This window comes from Methylobacterium goesingense (assembly GCF_022179225.1).
GTDB lineage: Bacteria > Pseudomonadota > Alphaproteobacteria > Rhizobiales > Beijerinckiaceae > Methylobacterium > Methylobacterium goesingense.
The window spans coordinates 1-25188 of the sequence record NZ_BPQL01000018.1 but is presented as its reverse complement, the minus strand read 5'-3'; the positions used below and the strand labels follow the sequence as shown (position 1 = coordinate 25188).

At 66.5% G+C, this 25188-nt stretch carries 23 protein-coding genes, 2 tRNA genes and 1 pseudogene; 12 read left to right on the top strand and 14 right to left on the bottom strand.

What is annotated here, in order from left to right; all coding sequences use genetic code 11:
* Positions 1-635: 635 nt before the first annotated feature.
* From MFF30_RS03915 to MFF30_RS03860, 12 genes are all read right to left on the bottom strand, one after another.
* Positions 636-1379, bottom strand: a complete 744-nt coding sequence (locus tag MFF30_RS03915) for an NUDIX hydrolase (RefSeq protein ID WP_373320837.1) — start codon at positions 1377-1379, stop codon at positions 636-638.
* Positions 1336-1806: a DUF983 domain-containing protein gene (locus MFF30_RS03910; RefSeq protein ID WP_238276812.1), complete on the bottom strand. Its 471-nt coding sequence runs from the start codon at positions 1804-1806 to the stop codon at positions 1336-1338. Before MFF30_RS03910 ends, MFF30_RS03915 begins: the two co-directional genes overlap by 44 nt.
* A gap of 45 nt (positions 1807-1851) precedes the next feature.
* Complete coding sequence (gene rnr, locus MFF30_RS03905) at positions 1852-4164, bottom strand: ribonuclease R (protein ID WP_238276810.1); 2313 nt, start codon at positions 4162-4164, stop codon at positions 1852-1854.
* A gap of 166 nt (positions 4165-4330) precedes the next feature.
* Positions 4331-4672: a hypothetical protein gene (locus MFF30_RS03900; RefSeq protein WP_238276799.1), complete on the bottom strand. Its 342-nt coding sequence runs from the start codon at positions 4670-4672 to the stop codon at positions 4331-4333.
* 99 nt (positions 4673-4771) lie between these two features.
* Complete coding sequence (locus MFF30_RS03895; RefSeq protein ID WP_238276797.1) at positions 4772-5350, bottom strand: NADPH-dependent FMN reductase; 579 nt, start codon at positions 5348-5350, stop codon at positions 4772-4774.
* 144 nt (positions 5351-5494) lie between these two features.
* Positions 5495-6214, bottom strand: a complete 720-nt coding sequence (locus tag MFF30_RS03890) for a cytochrome c biogenesis CcdA family protein (protein ID WP_238276795.1) — start codon at positions 6212-6214, stop codon at positions 5495-5497.
* A gap of 9 nt (positions 6215-6223) precedes the next feature.
* Positions 6224-6664, bottom strand: a complete 441-nt coding sequence (locus MFF30_RS03885; RefSeq protein ID WP_238276816.1) for a thioredoxin family protein — start codon at positions 6662-6664, stop codon at positions 6224-6226.
* A gap of 253 nt (positions 6665-6917) precedes the next feature.
* Positions 6918-7628, bottom strand: a complete 711-nt coding sequence (locus MFF30_RS03880) for a hypothetical protein (RefSeq protein WP_238276793.1) — start codon at positions 7626-7628, stop codon at positions 6918-6920.
* Positions 7629-7734: 106 nt separating this feature from the next.
* A complete protein-coding gene (locus tag MFF30_RS03875; protein ID WP_238276791.1) occupies positions 7735-7983 on the bottom strand; it encodes a hypothetical protein in 249 nt (82 codons plus the stop codon).
* Between the two features lie 397 nt (positions 7984-8380).
* Positions 8381-9793, bottom strand: a complete 1413-nt coding sequence (gene glnA, locus MFF30_RS03870) for a type I glutamate--ammonia ligase (RefSeq protein WP_056216753.1) — start codon at positions 9791-9793, stop codon at positions 8381-8383.
* Positions 9794-10049: 256 nt separating this feature from the next.
* Positions 10050-10415, bottom strand: coding sequence for a GNAT family N-acetyltransferase (locus tag MFF30_RS25905; RefSeq protein ID WP_283205855.1), 366 nt, complete (start codon positions 10413-10415; stop codon positions 10050-10052).
* Between the two features lie 102 nt (positions 10416-10517).
* Positions 10518-10856: a P-II family nitrogen regulator gene (locus tag MFF30_RS03860; RefSeq protein WP_003600526.1), complete on the bottom strand. Its 339-nt coding sequence runs from the start codon at positions 10854-10856 to the stop codon at positions 10518-10520.
* Between the two features lie 194 nt (positions 10857-11050).
* Here MFF30_RS03860 and MFF30_RS03855 point away from each other — a divergent pair, with 194 nt between their 5' ends.
* Positions 11051-12556 (top strand): NAD(P)H-hydrate dehydratase, encoded by a 1506-nt coding sequence (locus MFF30_RS03855; protein WP_238276787.1) that lies wholly within the window; start codon positions 11051-11053, stop codon positions 12554-12556.
* Between the two features lie 15 nt (positions 12557-12571).
* Here MFF30_RS03855 and MFF30_RS03850 read toward each other — a convergent pair whose 3' ends face one another.
* Complete coding sequence (locus MFF30_RS03850; protein WP_238276785.1) at positions 12572-14038, bottom strand: multicopper oxidase family protein; 1467 nt, start codon at positions 14036-14038, stop codon at positions 12572-12574.
* Positions 14039-14247: 209 nt separating this feature from the next.
* Between MFF30_RS03850 and MFF30_RS03845 the strand changes: the two genes are divergently transcribed.
* The 10 genes from MFF30_RS03845 to MFF30_RS03800 all read left to right on the top strand — a co-directional run bounded on the left by MFF30_RS03845 (position 14248) and on the right by MFF30_RS03800 (position 23303).
* Positions 14248-14332 (top strand) — tRNA-Leu (locus tag MFF30_RS03845).
* A gap of 176 nt (positions 14333-14508) precedes the next feature.
* A complete protein-coding gene (tig, locus tag MFF30_RS03840) occupies positions 14509-15945 on the top strand; it encodes a trigger factor (RefSeq protein ID WP_238276783.1) in 1437 nt (478 codons plus the stop codon).
* A 131-nt stretch (positions 15946-16076) separates the two neighbouring features.
* Positions 16077-16703: an ATP-dependent Clp protease proteolytic subunit gene (locus MFF30_RS03835; RefSeq protein ID WP_055955505.1), complete on the top strand. Its 627-nt coding sequence runs from the start codon at positions 16077-16079 to the stop codon at positions 16701-16703.
* A gap of 218 nt (positions 16704-16921) precedes the next feature.
* Positions 16922-18193 carry an ATP-dependent Clp protease ATP-binding subunit ClpX gene (clpX, locus tag MFF30_RS03830; RefSeq protein ID WP_238276775.1) on the top strand — a complete coding sequence of 424 codons (1272 nt, stop codon included), beginning with the start codon at positions 16922-16924 and terminating at the stop codon, positions 18191-18193.
* A 270-nt stretch (positions 18194-18463) separates the two neighbouring features.
* A complete protein-coding gene (gene lon / locus MFF30_RS03825) occupies positions 18464-20890 on the top strand; it encodes an endopeptidase La (RefSeq protein ID WP_238276814.1) in 2427 nt (808 codons plus the stop codon).
* A 155-nt stretch (positions 20891-21045) separates the two neighbouring features.
* Positions 21046-21121 (top strand) — tRNA-Val (locus tag MFF30_RS03820).
* A 171-nt stretch (positions 21122-21292) separates the two neighbouring features.
* Positions 21293-21664 carry a hypothetical protein gene (locus tag MFF30_RS03815; protein WP_238276773.1) on the top strand — a complete coding sequence of 124 codons (372 nt, stop codon included), beginning with the start codon at positions 21293-21295 and terminating at the stop codon, positions 21662-21664.
* Positions 21665-21694: 30 nt separating this feature from the next.
* Positions 21695-21958, top strand: a complete 264-nt coding sequence (locus MFF30_RS03810) for a hypothetical protein (protein ID WP_238276771.1) — start codon at positions 21695-21697, stop codon at positions 21956-21958.
* A 251-nt stretch (positions 21959-22209) separates the two neighbouring features.
* The gene (locus MFF30_RS03805) at positions 22210-23115 is read left to right on the top strand and encodes an inositol monophosphatase family protein (protein ID WP_238276769.1); all 906 of its coding nucleotides are present in this window, start codon (positions 22210-22212) and stop codon (positions 23113-23115) included.
* Positions 23112-23303 (top strand): hypothetical protein, encoded by a 192-nt coding sequence (locus MFF30_RS03800; protein ID WP_238276767.1) that lies wholly within the window; start codon positions 23112-23114, stop codon positions 23301-23303. Before MFF30_RS03805 ends, MFF30_RS03800 begins: the two co-directional genes overlap by 4 nt.
* On the opposite strand, the pseudogene MFF30_RS03795 reads toward MFF30_RS03800, so the two are convergent.
* Positions 23300-24271 (bottom strand): annotated as a pseudogene (locus MFF30_RS03795) (DUF4113 domain-containing protein); the annotation flags it as partial. The gene MFF30_RS03800 and the pseudogene MFF30_RS03795 overlap by 4 nt on opposite strands.
* Positions 24272-24286: 15 nt before the next feature.
* On the opposite strand from MFF30_RS03795, the gene MFF30_RS03790 reads away from it, so the two are divergent.
* A complete protein-coding gene (locus MFF30_RS03790; RefSeq protein ID WP_238276765.1) occupies positions 24287-25144 on the top strand; it encodes a BstA C-terminal domain-containing protein in 858 nt (285 codons plus the stop codon).
* Positions 25145-25188: the final 44 nt, after the last annotated feature.

The window sequence follows — 25188 nt, the reverse complement described above, 5'->3', positions numbered from 1 at the left end:
AAGCCAGCCGGTCAGGTCAAAACGGCTGAACTGGGAAAGCCGCGTACAGGTCACAACTGACCAGCAGGCACGTATCGACGACCTTGAGCGTCGGAAGGCCGATGTTATCGCGAACCCGGCGCAAGCCCCGGCAGATGTAACCGACGTCCATCCGACGATCGCCGCTCTTACTGTATCCGCGTCGAACGCCATGCCGACGCCCTCCCCGATCCGGACGGCGGACTGCAGGCGGCGGCCGCATTGTAGCAACCACATCGGAAATCCACGCTCACCCCCGGCGCGAACACGGCGAGGTCAACCCCACGCTACGCGGTGCGTTGTTCGCCATCCTCGATCTTGCGAAGGCCGAGGTAACGGAAAAGGGACCAAGCAACTCGCTTATGCCGCCCGGTGAAGCCTGTCCCCACAGCCAAATCGAAACGCCCGCCCCGGTGAAAACCCGGGCGGGCGTTTTCGTGGTCAGGTGGCTGCAAGATGATCGTCAGCGCAACCAAGACGTGAAGAAATAGATCAGAAGAATCACTGGGATCGGAATTCCGATCAGCCACAACAGACCGCCCTTCAACATCTCAAACCTCCGCGCCGAATGCATTCACCCGTTTGTAACGGGCGTGATCGGAAGCAGGTTCCTCCTTTTACAGGACGTCGCGCATGCGCTTGCCGCTGCGCTCGTAATAGTACGGAATCGGCAGATAGGGCGCGAAGCCGCCTTTTACCTGGATCTCGAGATCGTCGAGGACCACGCCGGTGATGCGTGGCAGGTTGAGGCGTCGGGCCTCCGTGAACGTCACCCAGACCAGTTCGACGAGTTCCGATTCCGCCGAGACGACGTCCGGAACCGTGTGGGCGATCGTAATGCGATCCGCCGCGAAGAAGCGCGTGTCGAACCGGCGGACCCGGCCCGGCGGCGTGACCGCCCGCGCGATGAGGTGCAGGGCCTCGAGGTCCGGCAGCACGCCGGCTGCACGGAACGCGCTCCAGCTTCCGGCGGGGGCGGTTTCCGGAGGGCCATACGCGCGGGTGCCCAGCATCAGGCCGGTCTCCTCGTAGGTCTCCCGGATCGCCGCCAGCGCCAGGGCACGGCCCAGGCCATCGCCACCACGCGGCACGCGCTGCGCCAGGGCGTCGTTCGCTCGTCCCGACAATGCGCCCGCCACGGGCATGTGCCGGTCCGCCGGCTCGATCCGGCCGCCGGGAAACACGAACTTTCCCGCCATGAAGGCGAGGCCCGGATGGCGCCGGCCCATCAGGATCTTCGGGGTGCGTCGGGTCCGGTCGATGAGGATCAGCGTGGCGGCGTTGCGGGGCCGCAGGGCGACCGCGCGGGCCGGCGTCTCAGGCGGAGGCGCCTCCGGCAGCATGTCCGTGATCTGGTCCATGCTGCGTCTCCTCGATGTCGCCGGTCGTCGACACCGGTAGCTTGGCAAAGCCATGCATGCCAAGGGCATATTGCAGGCCGACCACCGCGCCCTTCACCGGTTGCAGCAGGGCGAGGGAGCCCAGCAGCGTCACCAGGGGCCAGAAGGTGAGCTGAAACCAGAGCGGCACGTCGTAGTTCATCTCGGTCTCGAGGAGGAAGTAGCCGACAATGTGCCCGATGATGAAGATAACGATGTAGGGCGGCAGGTCGTCCGCCCGGTGATGCGAAAGTTCCAGACCGCAGACCCCACAGTCGGGCTGGACCTTCAGGAAGCGGCCGAAGATGCGCCCCTGCCCGCAATGAGGGCAGCGACCGACGAACCCGCGTGCCATCGCCCTGGAGAGGCCCGTGCGCGTGCCGGAGCCGGTCTCGATCGTCACAGTCATTCGGGGCTCCTGGGGGATCGCGCCATGGCTTCTATACGCTCCGCATCAGCGGCGCGACCCGCGATGGCGCGTTCCCGTCCGGATGCCGGCCGGGCGCCCCGGCGTGCCGGGTTTGCGGACGGGGTTTCGGCCCCGCGGGGCCGTGGCTCCACCCCTATCCGGTCGTGCCCGGCCCTCCGACAGGAGTTCGAAGCGCAGGGCTCCGGCGACGGCGGCGGCCTCGACGAGGCGCACCTCGACGCGGTCGCCGAGGCGGTGGGTCTCGCCCGAACGCTCGCCGACGAGGGCATGCTTGGCCTCGTCGTGGCGGTAGTAATCAGCGCCGATCGTCGAGATCGGCACGAAGCCGTCCGCCCCGGTCTCGTCGAGCTTGATGAATAAGCCCGACCGGGTGACGCCGGAGATCTGTCCCGTGAAGGTCGCCCCGACCCGGTCGGCGAGGTGGTGGGCGATCAGCCGGTCGATCGTCTCGCGCTCGGCCGCCATCGCCCGCCGCTCGGCCGCAGAGATCTGCTCGCCGATCTGGTCGAGGGCTGCCACAGTGACCTCGGAGGACAGGCCGTCATTCCCGAGCCGGCAGGCCGCGATCAGGGCGCGATGGACGATGAGGTCGGCGTAGCGCCGGATCGGCGAGGTGAAGTGCGCGTAGCGACGCAGGTTCAGGCCGAAATGCCCGAGGTTCTGGGCGGCGTAGACGGCCTGGGCCTGTGAGCGCAGGACCACCTCGTTGATGAAGGTGGCGTGCTCCGTCTCGGCCACGCTGGCGAGGATGCGGTTGAACAGGGCCGGACGGAGCGCACTCTCCTTCGGCAGCTTGATGCCGATGGAGGCGAGCACCTCGCCGAGCGCGCGCATCTTCTCCAGGGCGGGCTCGTCGTGCACCCGGTAGATCAGCGGCTGTCGCGCCTGTTCCAGGGTCTCGGCAGCGGCGACGTTGGCGAGGATCATGAACTCCTCGATGAGCCGGTGCGCGTCGAGGCGCGCCGGCACCACCACGCGGTCCACCGCGCCGTCGGCCGTCAGCACGACCTTGCGCTCCGGCAGGTCGAGGGCGAGGGGGCCGCGCGCGTCTCGAGCCTGGCGCAGGGCCGCGTAGGCGGCCCAGAGGGGACGCAGCGCCGGCTCCAGCAGGGGGGCGGTGGCCGCGTCCGGCGCGCCGTCGATGGCGCCCTGCGCCTGGGCGTAGCTGAGCTTGGCGCGCGAGCGGATCATCACGCGGTGGACGCTGTGGCGCCGCTTCACCCCGTCGGCGCCGATCACCATGCGGATCGCCAGGGCCGGCCGGTCCTCGGCCTCGCGCAGGGAGCAGAGATCGTTCGAGATGCGCTCCGGCAGCATCGGCACCACCCGGTCGGGGAAGTAGACCGAATTGCCACGCATCAGCGCCTCGCGGTCGAGGGCCGAGCCCGTCCGGACGTAAGCCGCGACGTCCGCGATCGCCACGGTGACGACGAAGCCGCCGGCATTGGTCGGGTCCGGGTCGGGCACCGCCATCACGGCGTCGTCGTGGTCCTTGGCGTCGGGGGGGTCGATCGTGAGAAGCGGCGCGTCGCGCCAGTCCTCGCGCCCCGCCAGTCCCACCGGCTCCGCCGCGTCGGCCTCGGCCAGTGTGGCGGCGGCGAAGACGTGCGGGATGTGGTGCAGGTGGAGGGCGATCAGGCTGACGGCCTTCTCCGAGCCCAGGGCGCCGAGGCGCTCGCGTACGCGGCCCTGGGGCAGGCCGAATTGGCTCTCGCGTTGAAGGACGACGCTGACGAGATCGCCGTCGCGGGCCTCGCCCTCCTCGCCCGCCGGAATCGCGATCTCGCGTCCCTGCGCCCGCTTCTCGACGGGAATGATGCGGCCGCCCTCCGGGCCGGCCCGGTAGACGCCGATGATCTCCGACTTGTTCTTGCCCAGGGTCTTGATGACCCGGCCGGTGTAGCGGCCCGGTTCGGCGGGGCTCGCCTCGACGCGCAGGAGCACGCGGTCGCCGATCCCCGGTGCCGGCTGTCCGGGGCGCTTCGCGCCGCGCGGGGCCGCCACGGTGATCCGCGGCGCGGGGCCGTTGCCGACGTCCCATTCGGCCGGATTGGCCAGGAACTCGCCGTCTCGGTCGCGCGCTGTAATGTCGGCGAGCACCACCGGCGGCAGGCGCCCGGAGGGTGCGAGGCCGCCGCGACCGCGCGCGATGGCGCCGTCCATCTCGATCTCCTTGAGGATGCGCTTCAGGCCGATCCGGTCCGCGCCCTTGATGTTGAAGGCCGCCGCGATCTCGCGCTTGCCCACATTCTCCGTGGAGGCGGCGATGAAGGCGACGATCTGCTCGCGGGAGGGGAGGGCGGCGGGGCCAGGATTGGGGTTGATGCGTTTTGCCAAGGCAGGGCTCGCTGCGCGGGCGCGAGGCCGTACGCGGAATTGAGACTTCGAGCCGGGGACGCGGATTCGCTCCGGCCCCCGTAACATGGACGTCTGCGCCCGCCCCGGCAACGGCACGGGGCCGGCCCGCGACACCGGTTCCGTATCGGGCGGCTCCTGAGCGCACTCAGCCGGTGGCGGCGGATTTCCGCAGGCGCTCGACGGCCCGGTCGATGTCGAAGTCCCGCGCGGTGAGTTCGGCGAGGGTGAAGGGGCACAGGGCCGGGAAGCCGAACTGCACCTGGTTCTCCGCCTCCCGGAATTCCGGTGCCTCGGCCTCGCGCACCGCCAGGGTCCAGAACCCCTCGACGTTGAGGCCCGCGACGCGGGCCGGATCAGCGGCGAGCCCGGCTTGCGTCGGCCGCGCCGCCTCGCGCCAGAGGGCGCTCGCCCGGTCGTCGGACATCAGGGCGGCCCGCACGAGGTTGGCGAGGAGGGTGCGGATGTCCGTGGCGGCGGTCTCGGGCATGGATGGCGCTCGGCGCGAGGGATCGGCCGGCCCCGACGCGCAAGCCCTGCGCCAGATCCAAGCCCTGCCTCAGATCCGAGCCCCGCGCCAGATCGCGTCTCAGTAGGGCGTTCCCTTCGCCCGCTGCGCCTTGAGCGCCTCGGCGTACCAGACCAGTTCGTCGAGGAAGCGTGCCGCGGCCTTCGGCAGCCAAGCCTCCTGCGCGGCGCCGGCCTCGTCCAGCGCCTTGCCGATGCGGGGGATCGGAAGCAGCGACGGGATGCTCGACGCGCCGAGCTCGGCCATCATCGCCCGCAACTGCATCGCCGCACGCACGCCCCCGTACTGGCCCGCCGAGTAGCAGACGATGCCGGAGGGCCGCCAGGAGTACTCCTCCAGGAAGTGGTCGAGCGTGTTCGAGAGGGCCGGCGGAATCGAATGGTTGTACTCCGCCGAAACGACCAGAAAGGCGTCCGAGCGGCGGTAGAGCGTGGCCAGATCCTCAAGGCATGCTGGCGCTCCGCCCTTCGGATATTCCTTGTACATCCGGTCGAGGAGCGGAAGCTGTAGTTCGGCCGGATCGACCAGGGGCGCCTCGACGCCGCGCGCTTGAAGTTCGGCGATGACGAACCGGGCCGCGCGCAGGCCCTGGCGGTCGGACCGGACGGAACCGAGAATCACGAGGACGACGAGAGACATGAGGCCGCTCCTGCACGCCGGCGCCTTCCGCTCGGCGAAGGATCCTGGCTAGCGAACCTTCGGCGCGCCCTCAATCCTCGTGCTTCCTGACGAGCGCCCGGGAGCGGGTCGATCTTCGTCGTCTCGATGCGGGCGCGGCGTCTCTCAGAACCGCGTCGTCGCCCGCGTCAGCCAATCCGGCGAGGCGTCTACCAAGAGCGTCTCCAGGGCCTTGTCGTAACCGAGCACGATGGCGAGTCCCGTCAGGACCAGGGTGAGGCCGAGCGCGGCCTTGAGGCCCCGGCCCAGGCCCATCATGCGGTCGCGCCAGCGCATCAGCGTCACGCGGGAGAGGGTGCCGAGGACGACCAGGGGCAGAGCAGCGCCGAGACCGAAGAGCAACATCGTCAGGGCGACGGTGCCGAGGTCGCGACTCTGCGCGGCCAGCAGCGAGGCCGCGCCCAATGTCGGGCCGACGCAGGGGCTCCAGACAGCCCCGAGGAGGAGGCCGACGCCGAACTGGCCGGAGAGGCCGATGCCGGAGACGCCGCCGAAGCTGGTCTGAATCCAGTTGCTCGCCGGGCCAGCCGCCACCGCCAGGCGGGTCTGCGCCACGGGCAGCATCAGCACGAGCCCGAGCACGATCATGAGCCCGGCCGCGCCCGTCCGGAACATGCCGCTATCGAGGCCGAGGCTGAAGCCGATGGTGGCCACGAACAGGCCGACCGCCACGAAGGCGAGGGCCAGCCCGGAGGCCAGCGCGAGGGGGCCGAGCCGATGCGCCGAGGCGGCGGCACCCAGCACCAGCGGCAGCAGCGGCAGGACGCAGGGCGAGAGCACCGAGAGCAGCCCGGCGAGGCAGGCGAGGCCGAGCCCGGTGGCCATCGGCTCGGCCTAGAGGGTCTTCTCGACGAGGCTCTCGATCCATTCGGGCTGCGTCTCGCCCACCGAACGGCCGGTCTCGGTCTCGCCTTTGAAGGCGATCAGGGTGCTCTGCATGCGGGCGTCGAAGCGGCGCAGCACGTCCTTCTGCGTGTCGAAGTCGACGTCGAAGATCAGCAGGTCCTTGAAGCGCGCCTGCTCGCCCAGCTTGGCCAGGATCGGCTTTTGCGTCTTGCAGATCGGACACCAGGGCGCGCTCACCTCCACGAGGATCGGCCTGCCCGCCTTCTGGGCCGCCGCGAAGGCTTGCGCGCTGTAGGCCTGGGTCTCGGCGGCGCGCGCCGGCAGCGCGAGGATGGCGGGCGCGAGGGCGAGGCAGGCGAGGAGGACACGTCGGTGGAGGCGGGCGGGATCGACCGCCCGGACAGGGCCGGATCCGGCGGGTCTGGACATCCGCATGGCACTTCACTCCCGGAATCTTGGCGGCCGTCTCGCGCGTCGCAGCGGCCCGTTGGGTCGAGCCTACGCCACGGCGAGGGTAATGTCGCCGGGACCGGGGCGGGCGGCGCGGCGCCCGCGCGCAAGATCGCGCGATGAGCCTTGGGGCCGGAGGCTTTGCCGAGACACCGGCAGCCGCGAGGGACGATCGCCGGATCGGCCGGTTTACTGCGGAACTCGCGCGGTCCACTGGTCGCCGCGCGCGCGCTCACCAGAGCGAGAATTCGGTGGCGAAGTCGGTGGTCTTCAGGCGCGCGCAGGTTTCCGGCGCGATGCCGCAATCGGCCTGCGGCCTCAGCGTCAGGGTGCCGTCCGGTGCGGTCGCGAAGGTCAGGTGGAGCGGGGGCTCGTCCGCCTTTGTATAGGCGAGGCCGACCTCGAAGCGGACGAAATCGAAGCGGTCGCGGTCGGCGTACACGATGAGGTCGCGCGAGACGGTTTCGCCGGGATTGAGCTCGGAGGGCTCGCCGCCCGCCTCGGTGGCGCCGGCGAACAGGCGGCTCTCTCGCAGGATCGCTTCGCCGGGGCCCGCGAAGCCGTAGGCGCGGGCCGCGATGGTGCGATCGGCGGACGTCGTTCCACCCGCGGGCTTCGTGCCGGATTCCGCGTCGAACCGCACCCGCACGCCGGTGACGTTGTAGACGAGGCCGAGCACGCGCACGCCGGTCTGGCCGACGTTCTTACGCGTCACGGTGGAGCGGATCGCCACGTGTTGGCCACGCTCGCCCGCCCGCACCAGGCTCGTCGTCACCGAGACGGCGGGCGGTTCCAGGGCCGGTTTGATCCGCGCCTCGTAGACGAAGGTGTAGACCGCCCAGGCGCCGGCTGCGACGATCGCCAAGGTCTGCACCAGGGCATTGGCGCGCTCCAGCCGGCCGCCCCGGCGGGATCGCGCATCCTCGCTCTCGTCCTTCGGCATTCTCGATCCCGACCCTCACGTCGGGGCGGCAAGCCCGTTGGCGGGATCATGGTTCCGTCTTCGGATTCTTCGTGGCATCCGACCGCCCGTGGCGCGGAAGGACGGATCAGAGGCGGTCGCGGATCAGTCTGAGGAAAATGCGAAGGCCGCCCTGCTCGTAGAACACGACGTTCGCGGGGGGCGCGTTCCAGAGCCGCGTCAGTTCCGCATCGGGAAAGCGATCCGCGGTGATGTCGTCGAGGTATTTCCGGAGCTTCAACCGGGCTTCGCCCCTGAACGGAGACACGGCCGTCCGCAGGATCTCCTCCATCGTGTGTCCCATGTCGTCCAAGCCTTCAATGAAGGCGAGGGCCAAGCTTTCGAATTCCGCCGAGCTCTGCAATCTCGGCTTCGGATATCGTTCCTTCGATCGTTTCGGCCTGGGCTTGTCGATGCGTCGCAATCCGTCACCTCTCCGGTCCGGCCGTGAAAGGCATGACGCGCCGTTCAACGGATCATCGCGATCATGACGCTCGCGACGGGCCCCCTCTCCCTTCAGGCAAGGTGATCGCTCCACCTTCCGGGGGAGGAGACCCGCGCCATGACCCCGAGCGATTCGTCCAGATTCTCAATTGCACGCGCAGGTTGAGCCTGTCGATCCGCCGATGGGACTTCGCCGGACGGCGGAACGTGAAACGCCGGAGCCCCTCGCGGAGCCCCGGCGTTTCGGATCGTCTCGAAGGGACCGGGCCTGACGCCCAGCCCGGTCGCTCTCAGAGCGAGTAGTACATCGTGAACTCGACCGGGTGCGGGGTCATCTCGTAGCGCATGACCTCCGTCATCTTCAGCTCGATGAACGAGTCGATCTGGTCGTCCGTGAAGACGTTGCCGGCCTTGAGGAAGGCGCGGTCGCGGTCGAGGTTCTGCAGGGCTTCACGGAGCGAGCCGCAGACGGTGGGGATCTTCTTCAACTCGCGCGGGGGCAGGTCGTAGAGATCCTTGTCCATGGCGGCGCCCGGATCGATCTTGTTGATGATGCCGTCGAGGCCGGCCATCAGCAGCGCCGAGAAGGCGAGGTAGGGGTTCGCCATCGGGTCGGGGAAGCGGACCTCGACGCGCTTGGCCTTCGGGTTCGTCGTCCACGGGATGCGGCAGGAGGCCGAGCGGTTGCGAGCCGAGTAGGCGAGCAGCACGGGGGCCTCGTAACCCGGCACCAGACGCTTGTAGGAGTTGGTCGACGGGTTGGTGAAGGCGTTGAGCGCCTTGGCGTGCTTGATGATGCCGCCGATGTACCAGAGGCACTCCTGGGAGAGGTCGGCATACTTGTCGCCGGCAAACAGCGGCTTGCCGTCCTTCCAGATCGACTGGTGCACGTGCATGCCCGAGCCGTTGTCGCCGTAGACGGGCTTGGGCATGAACGTCGCGGTCTTGCCGTAGCTCTGGGCGACCTGGTGGATGCAGTACTTGTAGATCTGCATGTGGTCGGCAAGCAGCGTCAGGGTGTCGAACTTCATGCCGAGCTCGTGCTGGGCCGACGCCACCTCGTGGTGGTGCTTCTCGACCTTCACGCCCATGGACTGCATGGCGGCCAGCATCTCGCCGCGCATGTCCTGCGCCGAATCCTGCGGCGGCACCGGGAAGTAGCCGCCCTTGGTAGCGACGCGGTGGCCGAGGTTGCCGCCCTCGTAGTCCGTGAAGCCGTTGGTCGGCAGCTCGGTCGAGTCGAGCTGGAAGCCGGTGTGGTAGGGGTCGGAGCCGAACTTCACGTCGTCGAACACGAAGAACTCGGCCTCGGGGCCGACATAGATGGTGTCGCCGATGCCGGTGGACTTCAGAAAGGCCTCGGCCAGCTTGGCGGTGCCGCGCGGATCGCGGCTGTAGGGCGCGCCCGTGGAGGGCTCGAGCACGTCGCAGACGATCGACATGGTCGAGGCCGAGAAGAACGGGTCCATGCAGGCGGTGGCCGGGTCCGGCATCAGCAGCATGTCGGATTCGTTGATGGCCTTCCAGCCGGCGATCGACGAGCCGTCGAACATCGTGCCTTCGGAGAACATCTCGTCGTCGATCAGGGAGACGTCGAACGTGACGTGCTGCCACTTACCACGCGGATCGGTGAACCGAAGGTCGACGTACTTGACGTCGTTGTCCTTGATTTCCTTCAGGACGTCGGCTGCAGTCTTGGCCATCCTTGGGGGTCTCCTTCATATCTCGGCCCATTGCGGCCGTGGTTTTGCCGCAGCGTGCACCGGCGCACCGCAGAGCGGAAGGGTATTGGGCGTCGAGCGTTTAGCGCAGGTGGAGCGTCGCGGCCAGCGCAATTTCGCGGGCTCCGGTGCGGAGCGGCCGCGAGAACCGACGCAAAAACAGAAACTTAGATCTGCCTTCTGCGTATCGTCCCGGAACCGGGCGCGTGACGATCGTGGACGTTCGTGACGGATTTCGTCAGGGCATCAGGATTTTGCGCATCTGGATGCCGTCGATCGCGTGTCCGACCAGTTCGGCAGCGTCCCAGGCGAAGCGGTGCCAATCCGTCGCCTCGTAGAAGCCGACCGCGTCAGGGGCAGCGTTCACGTGGAGCGTATGGATGCCGAATTGCACGGCTCGTTCCCGCACCGCCTCGTCGAGCCGGCAGCCGAGACCCTGGCCCCGCCGTCCGGCACGATCGCCACGAGGCGGACGGTTCCAGTCCCATCGCGACGGTCGGCGATGCGGACGACCCCGAGGGCGGTATCGCCATCGGTGAGCAAAAGGGGATGGCGGTCGTCCGGGTGGTTCGGATCGTAGTCCGTCCGCCCATGCGGCACTCAGAGGACGGCTTGTCTAATGCGATGAAAGTCCTGCCAGTCCCGCAGATCGATGACCGGCTTGAGCCAGCATCCGGCCTGCGCCACGGAACCGCGGCCCACCGCCTCAGATCGCGTCGGTTCCGGTCTCGCCCGTGCGGATACGAATCGCTTCCTCGATGGTGGAGACGAAGATCTTGCCGTCGCCGATGCGCCCGGTCTGGGCCGATTTGCGGATCGCCTCCACGGCGCCCTCCACCAGCGCGTCCGACAGGACGATCTCCAGCTTCACCTTGGGCAGGAAGTCGACGACGTACTCGGCACCTCGATAGAGCTCGGTGTGGCCCTTCTGGCGCCCGAAGCCCTTCGCCTCGATCACAGTGATGCCCTGGAGGCCAACCTCCTGCAGGGCTTCCTTCACCTCGTCCAGTTTGAAAGGCTTGATGATCGCTTCGATCTTCTTCATGCCGGGCGGGCCTGACCTCGATGCTGCTTGACCCATCGTTGGTATCATCGCCGTCCGGCCTTCGCCACGCCGTTTTGGTCCAAGATCGCGGAAAACTGCACAACGAACGTGCACCGACCGCAAATCGTTTGGGCGAATGCCGAATCTGAAGCGGATTCGTGGGTCCTGGACAGGCACTGCAGGAGGAATTTTCGATGACGACGCTGCGCTTGCTTGACGTCGAGGCGATGCGCCGGGTCGACGCGGCCGCCATCGCGGGTGGAACGCCCGGCGGCGTCCTGATGGAGCGGGCCGGCGCGGCGGTGGCGGAGCGGGCGCGCCTCCTGGCCGGCGAAGGCAGCCGCATCCTCGTCCTGTGCGGCCCCGGCAACAACGGCGGCGACGGCTTCGTGGCCGCCCGCCTCCTCGCCGAGGCCGGCTTCGCGGTGGACCTCGTAGCCCTCGCGCCGGTCGTAGCCCTCACCGGCGATGCGGCCCGCGCCGCGTCCAGCTGGACCGGTCCGGTCGGCGCCCTGGCGGACCTCGGCGAACTCGGGAACTACGCCCTCGCGATCGACGCACTTTTCGGGGCCGGGCTTTCCCGGGACCTCGCGCCGGATGTTGCATCCCTGGCCGCGCGACTTGCCGCATGTGGCACCACCGTTCTGGCGGTGGATGTGCCGAGCGGTGTCGACGGCGATACCGGGGCCATGCGCGGCGCGGCGTTCCACGCGACCGAGACCGTCACTTTCGTGGCCCTCAAACCGGGGCACCTGCTCCAACCCGGGCACGCATTGTGCGGGGCCATTCATCTGGCGGATATCCGGACCGGCGATGCCGCTCTCGCGGCCGGGCTCGCCGACGCAAGCCCCCTTTGGCGCAACGGTCCAGCCCTGTGGAGCAACCGGTTTCCGCGCCTGAACGCGGCGAGCCACAAGTACGCGCGCGGGCACGCGCTCGTGCTCTCCGGGCCGGCGACAAAGACCGGTGCCGCCCGGATGGCGGCGCGAGCCGCCCTGCGCGTCGGCGCCGGGCTCGTCACCCTGGTCTCGCCGACCGGCGCCCTCGCCGAGAACGCCGCTCACTGCACCGCGATCATGCTGCGCGCCTGCGACAGCGCCGACGATCTCGACGACCTCCTGGTCGACGAGCGCATGAACGTTCTGCTGGCCGGCCCCGGCCTCGGCGTCGGCTCGGGCGCCCGCGATCTCGTGGCGGTGGCAGCGGCGGCGGGGCGCGCCCTCGTCCTCGACGCGGATGCGCTGACGAGCTTCAAGGGACAGGCACGCCTCCTCGCAGCACACCTGTCGGACGGCGACGCCCTGGCCGTTCTCACCCCGCACGAGGGCGAGTTCACCCGCCTCTTCGAGGGGACGCACGCGCTCGATCCGGAAGCCGGCAAGCTAGAGCGGGCGCGGCGCGCGGCCGCCCTCGCGGGGGCCGTCGTCGTTCTCAAGGGCTCCGACACCGTGATCGCGGCGCCCGACGGCCGCGCCACGATCAACGATCACGGCACGCCCTATCTCGGCACGGCCGGGTCCGGCGACGTGCTCGCCGGGCTGATCGCGGGGCTGCTCGCCCAGGGCATGGAGTCGTTCGAGGCCGCTTGCGCCGCCGTCTGGCTGCACGGCGACGCGGGTCTGCGCCACGGGCCGGGCCTCATCGCCGAGGACCTGCCGGAACTGATGCCGCAGGTTTTGCGGGCGCTCGCCGGGGCCTGAACGACCCTCGCGCGTTCAGGTCACCTCGAACAGCGTCCAGAGCCCGGTGTCGAAGCGCTCCAGAACCGTGGAGCTGATAAGCCAGCGGCCCGGATTGTCCGCCTTGAAGGCGATGCGGGCCGTGCGGCCCTCCAGGAGCTGGAATGTGTCGAGCCAGTAGGGCTCCCAGCCGTCGTCAAGAGGATGGAGCAGCCGGAAAACGTGCCCGTGCAGGTGAAGCGCCTGCGGGAAGGCGGTGGCGTTCTTGATCGCCAGCACCACCACTTGGCCCCGCTTCACGGAGAACAGAGGTGTCAGCCCGGTGCTGCCGCTGGCACCGTTCACCGCCCAGATCCGATTCGGATCGCCGGTATAGACGGGTTCCGTCGTCGGCTTGTCCTTGTCGATGCGGGCGCCGCCCGTGATCGTGATGTCGCGCCGGACCGCGTTCTGCAGTTTCACCTCGGCGGGCAGGAGGGCGTTCTCGCCGATCTTGGTGATCGCCGGGCGCGCCGGGATGACGGGCTGGCCCGCCACCGCCAGGGTCGCCAGTACGAGGCCGTTACCGACCAGAGCCGTGACGCTACCGCTGGCGCCAGCTTCCGTCGGCAGGTCAAGCATCAGGTCGTAGCGGGTCCCGGGCGGGAAGGGCAGGGTTGCCCGCAGGGGCTCGAAGGTATCGGTGGGCTGGCCGTCTACCGCCAGCACGTAGACCTTCACGCCGTCGAAGCGGATGCGCGTGCCGCGCGCGTTGCAGACGTTGCCGAGGCGCAGGCGCACCCGGCTGCCCGGCCGCCCCGTAATCGTCGCCGGAACCGGCGCCCCGTTCAGTGTCACCAAGCTGCCAAGGCGGCCTGAAGTCGCCGCGAACGTGGTCTGGCCGAAGGGCAGCAGGCTGGCATCCTCCTCGATTCGCCAGTCCTGCATCAGCAGCGTCAGATCCTGGTCGGCCGCCGGGGGCAAAGTCTCCTCGACAATCAGTGCCCCGGCGAGGCCGCGCCCCGACGGCTCGCTCGAGCCACCGACGACGAGAGGGCGAATCAAGAAGGTGCCGGCATCGGGCGGCACGAATGCGTAGGAGAAATCGGCTCCGGGGGCGATTGGCGCCTGAGTGATGCCGCCGACGCCGTCCATCGGATTCTGGTTGCGCACCCCATGCCAGTGCAGGCTGAGAGGCTTGTCCGTGCGATTTTCGACCTTGAGCCGGACGGTCTCCCCAAGCTTGATTCGCACCACGGGCGGCGGCGAGGTCCCGTCGAAGGTCCAGACCGGCGTCGCGGCCGCGGGCTCTGGCTTCAGGCGCGTGCTGCCCGGCGCGACCCTCAGAATCCGCTCGGGGCCGGCGGCGGGCGCTTTCTCGCCCGGCGCAGCGGAGCCCTGAGGCTTTCCGGCCTGTGCCATCGTCCCGCGCGGCGCCAAAGACAGGGCTGCGGCTCCGCCGAGCAGGACGCGGCGCGGAACCGAGATGGAGGCGTGCGGCGCGGGCGATCGAGGCTTCGGCATGGAATCTCGCAGATTGTGAGGGGGCTCGGCGCGGGCGCATCCGCGCAGCGGTTGTAGAATGTGGCTCCTCCGGATTCCATCCGCGAGACCGGTCGAGAAAGGCGACGGCGTCGACCCGGGGCGGGTCTGACTTTTTTTGATGCGGCCCGTGGCGCGCGTGCTATAGGACCGCGCTCTGGCGGCGGAATGCGCGCTGGGCGTTGGCGCTTGCGGGCGTGGCGGAACTGGTAGACGCGCTGGATTTAGGTTCCAGTGTCGCAAGACGTGGGGGTTCGAGCCCCTCCGCCCGCACCAGTCCTTCGCCGTCGGGAACGGATTGGCTCACAGCGATGGCCGCCCGGCCCGCCGTAGGGAGTCGGCCCCTCGGCGGCGCGATGTCCTGTCGCCGACCTCGTTTTGGTCCGTATCGGCGGACCGCGAGGGACCGAACGACACCACGCGATCACACGGACGACAGCGGAAAGACGACCATGCAGGTGACCGAGACACTCTCCCAGGGACTGAAGCGCGAGTTTCAGGTCCTGCTCGCCGCGAACGAGCTCGAGGAGCGCCTGACGAGCGAGCTGTCGACCCTGAAGGACAAGGCCCAGATCAAGGGCTTCCGTCCCGGCAAGGTGCCGGTCGCGCACCTGCGCAAGCTCTACGGCCGCTCCGTGATGGCTGACGTGCTGCAGAATGCCGTCAACGAGGCGAACCAGAAGATTGTCTCCGAGAACAACCTCAAGCTCGCCCTCGAGCCCAAGATCGAGTTCCCCGGCGAGAAATCGATCGTCGAGCGCGCCCTCGACGCCAAGGACGACGTTTCCTTCAACGTCGCCCTCGAGGTGCTGCCGACCTTCGAGCTCGTCGACCTGTCCGACGTCAGCCTGACCAAGCAGGTGGCCAAGCCCTCCGACGAGGAGGTCGACGAGGCCATCACCCGCATGGCGTCTTCCAACCGCGCCTTCGCGCCCCGCGAGGAGGGTGCCGCCGCCGAGACCGGCGACCGCGTCACCATCGACTTCGTCGGCCGCATCGACGGCACCGAGTTCGAGGGTGGCACGGGCGAGGGCATCGACCTCGAGCTCGGCTCCGGCTCGTTCATCCCCGGCTTCGAGGATCAGCTCGTCGGCGCCAAGGTCGGTGACAAGCGCGTCGTCAAGTCGACCTTCCCGGAGGCCTACGGCGCCGCCCACCTCGCCGGCAAGGACGCCGAGTTCGACGTGACCGTCACGGCTATCCAGGCGCCGGGCGAGACCAAGATCGACGACGAACTCGCCAAGACCTTCGGCATGGAATCCCTGGAGAAGCTCAAGGAGGCGGTCTCGACCGCCATCGGCAGCGACTTCGAGGCGCAGTCCCGCCGCAAGCTCAAGAAGGGCCTGCTCGACGCCCTCGACACCAAGTACGCCTTCGAGCTGCCCCCGAGCCTGGTCCACCAGGAGTTCGCTGCGGTCTGGGCGCAGGTCGAGCAGGACCTGAAGACCCGCGAGAAGACCTTCGAGGACGAGGGCACCACCGAGGAGAAGGCGACCGCCGAGTACCGCAAAATCGCCGAGCGTCGCGTCCGCCTCGGCTTGGTGCTTGCACAGGTCGGTGAGACGGCCGATATCAAGGTCTCGGACGACGAGGTGAACCAGGCGCTGATCGCCCGGGTGCGGCAGTATCCCGGCCAGGAGCAGCAGGTCTGGGATTTCTACCGCAAGAACGCCCAGGCGCTCGCCGAGCTCCGTGCGCCGATCTTCGAGGAGAAGGTCGTCGACCACGTGCTCGCGCAGGTGAAGCTCACCGAAGAGCCGGTCTCGAAGGAGGCGCTGTTCGCCGACGAGGACGATGCTGAGGGCAAGTCCGAGACGAAGGGCGAGACCAACGAGTCGGCCTCGACCGGCACCGACGAGGGCCTTCCCGCCGTCGCCAAGGCCGATTGAGTCCCGCTGCTCCCACGAGGGCGGCGGGCCGAGAGTAAGGCGATGTTCACCATCGCCGTAGTTCGCTGAAACGTCCGGTGCGCGCTCGATTCGCGGCGCGGCCGGACCCCTTGTAGCTGGGGCACGTGATGATGAGAGATCCGGTCGACTATTATAACAGCGCGCTCGTGCCCATGGTGGTCGAGCAGTCGAGCCGCGGTGAGCGTGCCTTCGACATCTACTCTCGCTTGCTGCGCGAGCGCATTATCTTCCTCACCGGACCGGTCGAAGATTACGGCGCGTCGCTGATCGTCGCGCAGCTGCTGTTCCTCGAGGCCGAGAACCCCAAGAAGGAAATTTCCTTCTACATCAATTCGCCGGGCGGCGTCGTGACCTCCGGCCTTTCGATCTACGATACCATGCAGTTCATCCGCTGCCCCGTGACCACGCTCTGCGTCGGTCAGGCGGCGTCGATGGGCTCGCTACTCCTGACTGCCGGCGAGCCCGGCCACCGCTTTGCTCTGCCGAATGCCCGGATCATGGTTCACCAGCCCTCCGGCGGCTTCCAGGGCCAGGCCACCGACATCCTGATCCACGCTCGCGAAATCGAGGCCCTGAAAAAGCGCCTCAACGAGATCTACGTGAAGCACACCGGCCGCGACTACGACACCATCGTACAGGCGCTGGAGCGCGACAACTTCATGACGGCTGACGCTGCCAAGGAGTTCGGGCTCATCGACGAAGTGATCCAGAAGCGGCCGGAGCCCGTCGCGGCCTGATCGATCGCGCGCTGGGCCGCAAGACCCGGCGCGTCGTTTCGAGGCGGGACCCATTTTGAGTCCCTGCCTTGATCCCGTCGCGGTCGCGTGCTTGCATCGACAGTCTGATCGAGGCCGGCAGAAGCGCGCAGGTGACTGTTTCTTTAGGCGGACGCCATTAAATTCGAAGGATGCGTGTGCGCCCCGGACCGGCGCCATGCCCGCGAACGGAGACCGATATGAGCAAGACTGGCGGCAACGACTCGAAGAGCACGCTGTACTGCTCGTTTTGCGGCAAGAGCCAGCACGAGGTCCGCAAGCTGATCGCGGGCCCGACGGTGTTCATCTGCGACGAGTGTGTCGAACTGTGCATGGACATCATCCGCGAGGAATCGAAGTCCTCCCTGGTGAAGTCGCGTGATGGGGTGCCGACCCCGAAGGAGATCCGCCGCGTCCTCGATGACTACGTCATCGGCCAGGACTTCGCGAAGAAGGTCCTCTCGGTCGCGGTCCACAACCACTACAAGCGCCTCGCCCATGCCTCGAAGCATAACGACGTCGAGCTGGCGAAGTCGAACATCATGCTGATCGGCCCGACCGGCTCGGGCAAGACGCTGCTGGCCCAGACTCTGGCTCGCATCCTCGACGTGCCGTTCACCATGGCGGATGCCACGACCCTGACCGAGGCCGGCTACGTCGGCGAGGATGTCGAAAACATCATCCTCAAGCTTCTCCAGGCCTCCGACTACAACGTCGAGCGGGCGCAGCGCGGCATCGTCTACATCGACGAGATCGACAAGATCTCCCGCAAATCCGACAACCCGTCGATCACCCGTGACGTCTCGGGTGAGGGCGTGCAGCAGGCACTGCTGAAGATCATGGAGGGCACCGTCGCTTCCGTGCCCCCGCAGGGCGGCCGTAAGCACCCGCAGCAGGAATTCCTGCAGGTCGACACCACCAACATCCTGTTCATCTGCGGTGGTGCATTCGCTGGGCTCGAGCGGATCATCTCGGCGCGCGGCAAGGGCACCTCGATCGGCTTCGGCGCGACCGTGCAGGCCCCGGACGACCGCCGTACCGGCGAGATCTTCCGCAACGTCGAGCCCGAGGATCTGTTGAAGTTCGGCCTCATCCCCGAGTTCGTCGGCCGTTTGCCTGTGCTGGCGACCCTCGAGGACCTTGACGAGACCGCGCTCAAGCGCATCCTGCAGGAGCCCAAGAACGCTCTCGTGAAGCAGTACCAGCGACTGTTCGAGATGGAGAACGTCGACCTAACGTTTCAGGACGAAGCGCTTTCGATGGTTGCCAGAAAGGCGATTGAGCGGAAGACCGGCGCGCGCGGCCTGCGGTCGATCCTGGAGACGATCCTCCTGGAGACGATGTACGATTTGCCCGGTCTCGACTCCGTCGAGCAGGTGGTGATCGGTCCTGAGGTCGTCGATGGCAAGTCGCGGCCGCTCTACATCCACGGCGACCGAAACAAGGAAGCCCCGGCCAGCGTCAGCGCCTGAGACCCGAGCTGTGTCTCGTTAGGTCTAGGAGGTGCCTCGGGGCGGATGCTTGAAAACATCCGCCCCGATTTCCATCTCAAGTCTCAGCGCGATGGCCGCATGCTCACCTCCTGAGGTGCGGTGTCCCGCCACCAGCCGGATCGCTCAAGACCGTTCCCAAGACAGTCTCCCAAGACACTTCCGACCCCCTCGCGGCCCGGTCGGCCCCTGGCAGGATGCTTGCTCCAGAGGAGGAGCGACTGCCCGGCGTCCATCATGAGGAAGTCCGATATGACTCAATCAAAATCGCGCCAGCCCGTCGTTCCGGGCTCGACGGGCTCCTACGCCGTCCTTCCCTTGCGCGACATTGTCGTGTTTCCGCACATCATCGTGCCGCTCTTTGTCGGCCGCGAAAAGTCGATCCGCGCCCTCGAAGAGGCGGTTCGCACCGACCGGCACATCCTGCTGGCAACGCAGATCAATGCTAGCGAGGACGATCCCTCGACGGATGCAATCTACAAGATTGGCACCCTGGCCAGTGTGCTGCAACTTCTGAAGCTGCCTGACGGGACCGTGAAAGTGCTGGTCGAAGGCGCAGGTCGCGCTAAGATCTCCCGGTTCACGAAGTCCGATACCTACTACGAGGCCGAGGCCGAGACCCTTACCGACGAACTTGGTGACAGCGTCGAGGCGGAAGCCCTTGCGCGCTCGGTCATCGCTGAGTTCGAGAATTACGTGAAACTCAACAAGAAGATCTCCCCGGAGGTCGTGTCCGCAGTGACCCAGATCGACGAGCCCTCCAAGCTTGCCGATACCGTTGGGTCGCACCTTGCGGTCAAGATCGCCGACAAGCAGGCGATTCTTGAGATCCCCACGGTGGCGCAACGCCTCGAGCGCGTACTGTCGCTAATGGAGAGCGAAATCTCCGTGCTCCAGGTGGAGAAGCGTATCCGGACCCGCGTGAAGCGGCAGATGGAGAAGACCCAGCGCGAGTACTACCTCAACGAGCAGATGAAAGCGATCCAGAAGGAGTTGGGCGACTCCGAGGACGGCAAGGACGAGCTGGCCGAACTCGAGGAAAAGATCGAGAAGACCAAGTTCACTAAGGAGGCTCGTGACAAGGCGGTGGCGGAGCTCAAGAAGCTGCGTCAAATGTCGCCGATGTCGGCGGAAGCCACCGTGGTGCGCAACTACCTCGACTGGATGCTCGGTATCCCGTGGGGCAAGCGCTCGAAAATCAAGAAGGATCTCCTTGGCGCCCAAGTCATGCTCGATGAGGACCATTTCGGCCTCGACAAGGTGAAGGAGCGGATCGTCGAGTACCTCGCCGTGCAGCAGCGCGCGAATAAGCTCACGGGTCCGATCCTGTGCCTCGTCGGTCCCCCCGGCGTCGGCAAAACCTCGCTTGGCAAGTCGATTGCCAAGGCCACGGGCCGCGAGTTCGTGCGCATGTCGCTGGGCGGCGTGCGCGACGAGGCCGAGATCCGCGGTCACCGCCGGACCTACATCGGTTCGATGCCGGGCAAGATCGTCCAGTCGATGCGCAAAGCGAAGACCTCGAACCCGCTTATCCTGCTGGACGAGATCGACAAGATGGGCATGGACTTCCGGGGCGACCCATCGGCCGCCCTGCTGGAGGTTCTCGACCCTGAGCAGAACGCCACCTTCAACGACCACTACCTGGAGGTGGATTACGACCTCTCGAACGTGATGTTCGTCACTACCGCCAACACGCTGAACATCCCTGCGCCGCTGATGGACCGCATGGAGGTGATCCGTATCGCTGGCTACACTGAGGAAGAGAAGCTCGAGATCGCGCGTAAGCACCTGATTCCTGGCGCCGTGAAGAAGCATGGTCTCGACGCCAAGGAGTGGCAGGTCGATGATTCCGGCCTGTTGATGCTGATCCGCCGCTACACACGAGAGGCGGGTGTCCGCAACCTGGAACGCGAGATCTCCAATCTGATCCGCAAGGCGGTGAAGGAGATTCTCATCACCAAGGTGAAGGCCGTAAGCGTGACCGAGGAGAACCTTCCTGTCTTCCTCGGGCCGCCGAAGTTCCGCTACGGCGAGATCGACGAGGAAGATCAGGTCGGCGTTGTGACGGGTCTGGCCTGGACCGAGGTCGGTGGCGAACTGCTGACGATCGAAGGTGTCATGATGCCCGGCAAGGGCAAAATGACGGTCACTGGCAATCTGCGTGACGTGATGAAGGAGTCGATCTCCGCTGCGGCGAGCTACGTCCGCTCGCGGGCCGTTGATTTTGGCATTGAGCCGCCGCTGTTTGATCGCAGAGACATCCACGTCCACGTTCCGGAGGGCGCGACTCCGAAGGACGGTCCCTCCGCCGGCATCGGCATGGCGACCGCGATCATCTCCACTTTGACGGGCATCCCGGTGCGCCGCGACGTGGCGATGACGGGGGAGGTTACTCTGCGGGGTCGGGTGCTCCCGATCGGTGGTTTGAAGGAGAAGCTGCTTGCGGCGTTGCGTGGCGGCATCAAGACGGTCCTTATTCCTGAGGAGAACGCCAAGGACATCGCCGAGGTGCCCGATAGCGTGAAGAACGGAATGGAGATCATCCCCGTTTCGCGGATGGACCAGGTGCTGCGGCACGCTTTGGTTCGCGTTCCTGAGGCGATTGAGTGGGAGGAGCCGGCTCCGCCGGTCCGCCCGGTCATCGCCGAAGAGGATTCCGCCACGGTCATCGCCCACTGACGGGTGACGCAACCCTGATATGATACGAGGCCCCGGCGCATATGCCGGGGCCTTTTTCATGCCCGAATCCGACCCCCGCTCGGGCGAGGGGGTTGCGTGTCCTCCCGCCCTTCCGTTACGAAGCGTCACGTCCTGCGATAGAGGCGAGGCGCGTCGGGCGGTTAGCTCAGTTGGTAGAGCGTCTCCTTTACACGGAGAGGGTCGGGGGTTCGAGTCCCTCACCGCCCACCAATTACATCAACGACTTACGATTAAGCCTGCTTACCAGCCATCTTGATTTGTAAGCGCATAGTAAGCGGCGCGGCGAGAAGTGCGCCGCTGGTCGTGCGAGTGCCCCGGCAGCCATAGGCACGGAGAGCGGCAGCCCCTATGACGTCCGGCCCGCCGCCAGCACCGGACCTCATGCCAGCCCCAGCCACCATCCCCGCCGACCCGAAGCTCTGGCGCAAAGCCTTCATCGACCTCCGGCCCAGCGTCGTTCCGTGCCCTGGCTTCACGCTTCAGTCCTGGGGCGGCACGCATGAGGCCTGCGTCGAGTTTCTGGACCGCTGGGCCGACGAGGCGGCGAGCCTCGGCTGGACGACGCTCGATCTTTTCGGCGTGCACCCGGAGGCAGGGACGATTCGGCCAGACTTCTGCGGCGCCATGGTCCTCAGCGCCGAGCGGGTGTCCGCGATCACCGACAAGCACATGCGGTTCGGCAACATGACGTTCTACCGGGACAAGCCGGGCCGGCCCAACGGCGCGGTGCCGCTGTGGCTGTTCGGGAGGTGACGCGCCGGCCCGGCGTGCTATCCAGGGCGCATGGAATCGCCGCTACTTTCCGATGAGCCTTCGGTGCAGCACGTGGTGCACGTGAGTGATCTGGACGGCGCGGTCGACGCCTTTTTGGCCAACCCGAAGGCCAGCGTCCTAATGGTTTCCGAAGCGCGAACCGTCGACGTTGGGGCGGTCGTCCGTGCCGACGATTACGCCAGTCGCGCTTTGGCAAGCCTCAACGCCAGCGAGGCGCACCGGCGGATGGCCGTGCGCACCGCGATCCTCTTAGCCAAGCCGGTGCACCCATGAGCCAGCAGTTCCCGACCCCAGACGAGCTTCAAGTTGCCTTGAAATTTCTTCAGAGCCGCGGTCGAACGGCGAGTCCTATCCCGGGGGACAGGGCCGGCCTCTACAAGGTAGACGGTCGGATTAGCACGCAGGCTGATGTGATCCGTCACGCGATTGCAGCCGGGCTTCATTCCGACAAATCAGCGCGTCGTGCGATCTAAATCAAAAGCTTATTTACTTTGCGATCCTGCTGAACCAACCGGAAAAATATAATGGCCATCAGTGAACGTCCGCCGGGCGTTGTGGAGCAGATGCTTGAGTTCGCCGCCCATGCTGCTGAACTTGCACTTATGCTTCGCGCTGAGGGCCTGCAGATTTCTCACAAAGGTGGTGACCTAGGCCAAGCTTTAACACAGGCAGATCTTGCCATCAGCCATATGCTGCACGAACGCTTCGGCCCACGTGTCATTGAGGAGGAAACAGCCGAAGCAATAGGCAGGACCGCTAGTGCAGAATTGTTGGCTAGTGCTGACTGGACTTTCGTGGCCGACCCCATCGACGGAACAAAACCCTACGCAGGTGGTCTAAGTGGATGGGGTACCATGATCGCGGCCTGCCGCAATGGCCGTCCTGAAGCAAGTGTTCTTACTCTGCCTGCATGGTGCGAGGCGCACCAGCCGCCTGGCGTTGCTATTCCACCATTGGGGCAACGCGGACTGTTATTGGCAGCCTACGAAGGAAAGGCATACTGCGCGTCGACGGTAGGCGGCCGACCAGTTGAAGAATTGCGCCAAATAGTCGTCTCGGATCTGCCCACGTACCATATCGGCTGGCTCTGTAATGCCGCAAAACGTTACACGCTTGACTTTGAGCGCGGCTATTTTCCCTGGTGCGAGAGCGGCGCGATTGCCGATACTGCGTTATTAGCGACCGGGCGTCTTGATGCTACGGTTCACAACCACAAACTTTGGGACTTGGCACCAGCGATGCCGGTTTTTGAAGCGCTCGGCTTCTCACTGTACCGCTGGCCAGATCTGGCCGATGCTCCGCCTGACATCATCGACCTCTTCAACGCCGAGTTCTCTGCGCATGAGAGTCTTTGGCTCGTTTGCCGAAGCCGTGAGCAGGCAAAGAAGTTCGCTGAAGCAATCTTCTTGGCCCGGCCGGAAAAGACGTGAGTATGCCCGGGATGGAGGGTGACATCACGTTGCTTCAGGAGGCCGTCTACTTTCTCCTAGATCGAGGAGCGGCAATCGAGTTGGTCGGCGATGCAGAGGCGCCCGAGTTCGAGGTCGAAGGCGAAGCCGTCACCGTTAGTCAGGTGATCTTGAAGGCCTACGCCGCGGGAATGGCTGAGCAGCGCTAAGCGTTTGCGACCGGTAGTTCACTGACCTGCGTGGTGTAGCGTGCGCTGCGCATCTCGAACTTCGTCGACCACGTGCGCTTCTCGGTAAGCCCCGCCCGGGCCGGCACGACCGAGCCCCGACCGAAGCGCGCGTTGCATGCATCCATGGCCGCCATCAGCGGCGCACTGCGCTCGCGGTCGAGTTGGCCGATCAATGCTCGCGGCGCATCCTCAAGGAGCTTGAGGTCGGTGGTGACTACGCCGGCCTTGCTGTAGCGCCAGGGACGGTCGCCGGAAGCCTCCCGCCAGGTGCGAGCTACGCCGGCCTGCGCCGCCTTGATCAGTGACAGCGTGTCGTTCGTGGCCTCCGGCAGCGTCACGGTTGTCGAGACCGAGCGCATCGGGTCGCCGCGATCGTGCTCGCTCGTATGGTAGAAGACCGAGACGTGCGTGGTCCCGAGGCAGCCGCGCCGCAGCTTCTCGCCGAGTCGTGTCGCATGGGCGGCGACGGCCTGCTCCAAGGTCTCTCGCTCCGTGATGCGCCGGGAGAACGAGCGGGTGACCGCGCAGCCCTTGCGCTGAGCCGGCATCAGCTCGAGCGGCAGGCAGGCGAGCCCGCGCAGCTCATAGATGATGCGTTCGCCCACCACCGTCATGGCTTTGCGCACCGGGCGCGGGTCGAGGTCGCGCAGGTCCGCCACCGTGTCGACGCCGAGCCCGATCAGCTTGGCGAGCGAGGCCCGGCCAATGCCCCAGACCTCGGCAACCGAGATCCGGCAGAGCCAGTGGTCGTAGGCCACCGGGTCGGTCAGGTCGCACACGCCGTCGAGCTCCGGGATCGTCTTGGCGATGTGGTTGGCGAGCTTCGCCAGGGTCTTCGTCGGCCCGATGCCCACGCAGGTCGGGATGCCGGTCCACGCCCGGACCGTGGCTCGCAGGTCCCGGGCGAGCGCCACGCGGTCCCGGTCCCGCACGTCCGAGAGGTCGAGATTGACGGTGTTGGGATGGGCATTCTGAGCGACGGCAGTCCTTATCTGACCCTTCGCGGCCTTGCCCGGATGTGTGGCGTCGATGAAAGTAGCATTCGTGGCATTACGGGGCACTGGAACGATGATCCGGCACCGCCCCGTGTTTCCAGAATCAAAAAGGCCCTGAGCGAGCAAGGGTTCGCGAAGCGCCTCCCATACATTTCGATCATTAAAGATGGAGCGACGCACTACGCCTGTACCGACTTGGTTTGCATGGCATTTCTTGAATATTACGCTTTTGAAGCTCGCCCCGCTGTAAAGCAGGCGGTCGATAATTACAGGGTTCTGGCCCGCAAAACATTCCGAGACTTCATCTACGCGCGCATCGGTTACAATCCGAAAGCTGCGGAAGCCTTAGCATGGGAGCGTTTTCACGACCGAATCGATCTGGTCTACGATAGCGTGCCGGATGGCTACTTCAGCATTTTCAAGGAAACGGCGGACGTTCAACTCGCCCTCATCCGAGAAGGGGCATGCCCCGGCTGCAAGTTCATTCCGGACTCAAGTATCGGCAATTTATGGGGGAAGGAATGGCGTCACAATAACCTTGAGACGCAATTCGGCCCTAGGGTAGAGTACGACCACTATTATCCGGAAAGCTATCCTCAGCATAAGTCTAGCCTGCAGGGGGCGCAGGCTTACCCTGATACTGCTCGGGCATATTTCAAGCAATGGCTTCGTGAAGTCTATATCCGCCATGGCTTGCCGAATTACCTGAGAACCAAGGTAGCGGATAAGACGCTTTCGGCGCCTGTCGCGACGGCAACCCTTACGGCCATACAGAAGTCGGTGGGCCTGGCTCCGCCAGCGCGAAGACTGCCCGGCAGCCGCTAGGGCATTTCAAGCCTGTCTTCAGCGCACGAAAAACCCGCCGCGGC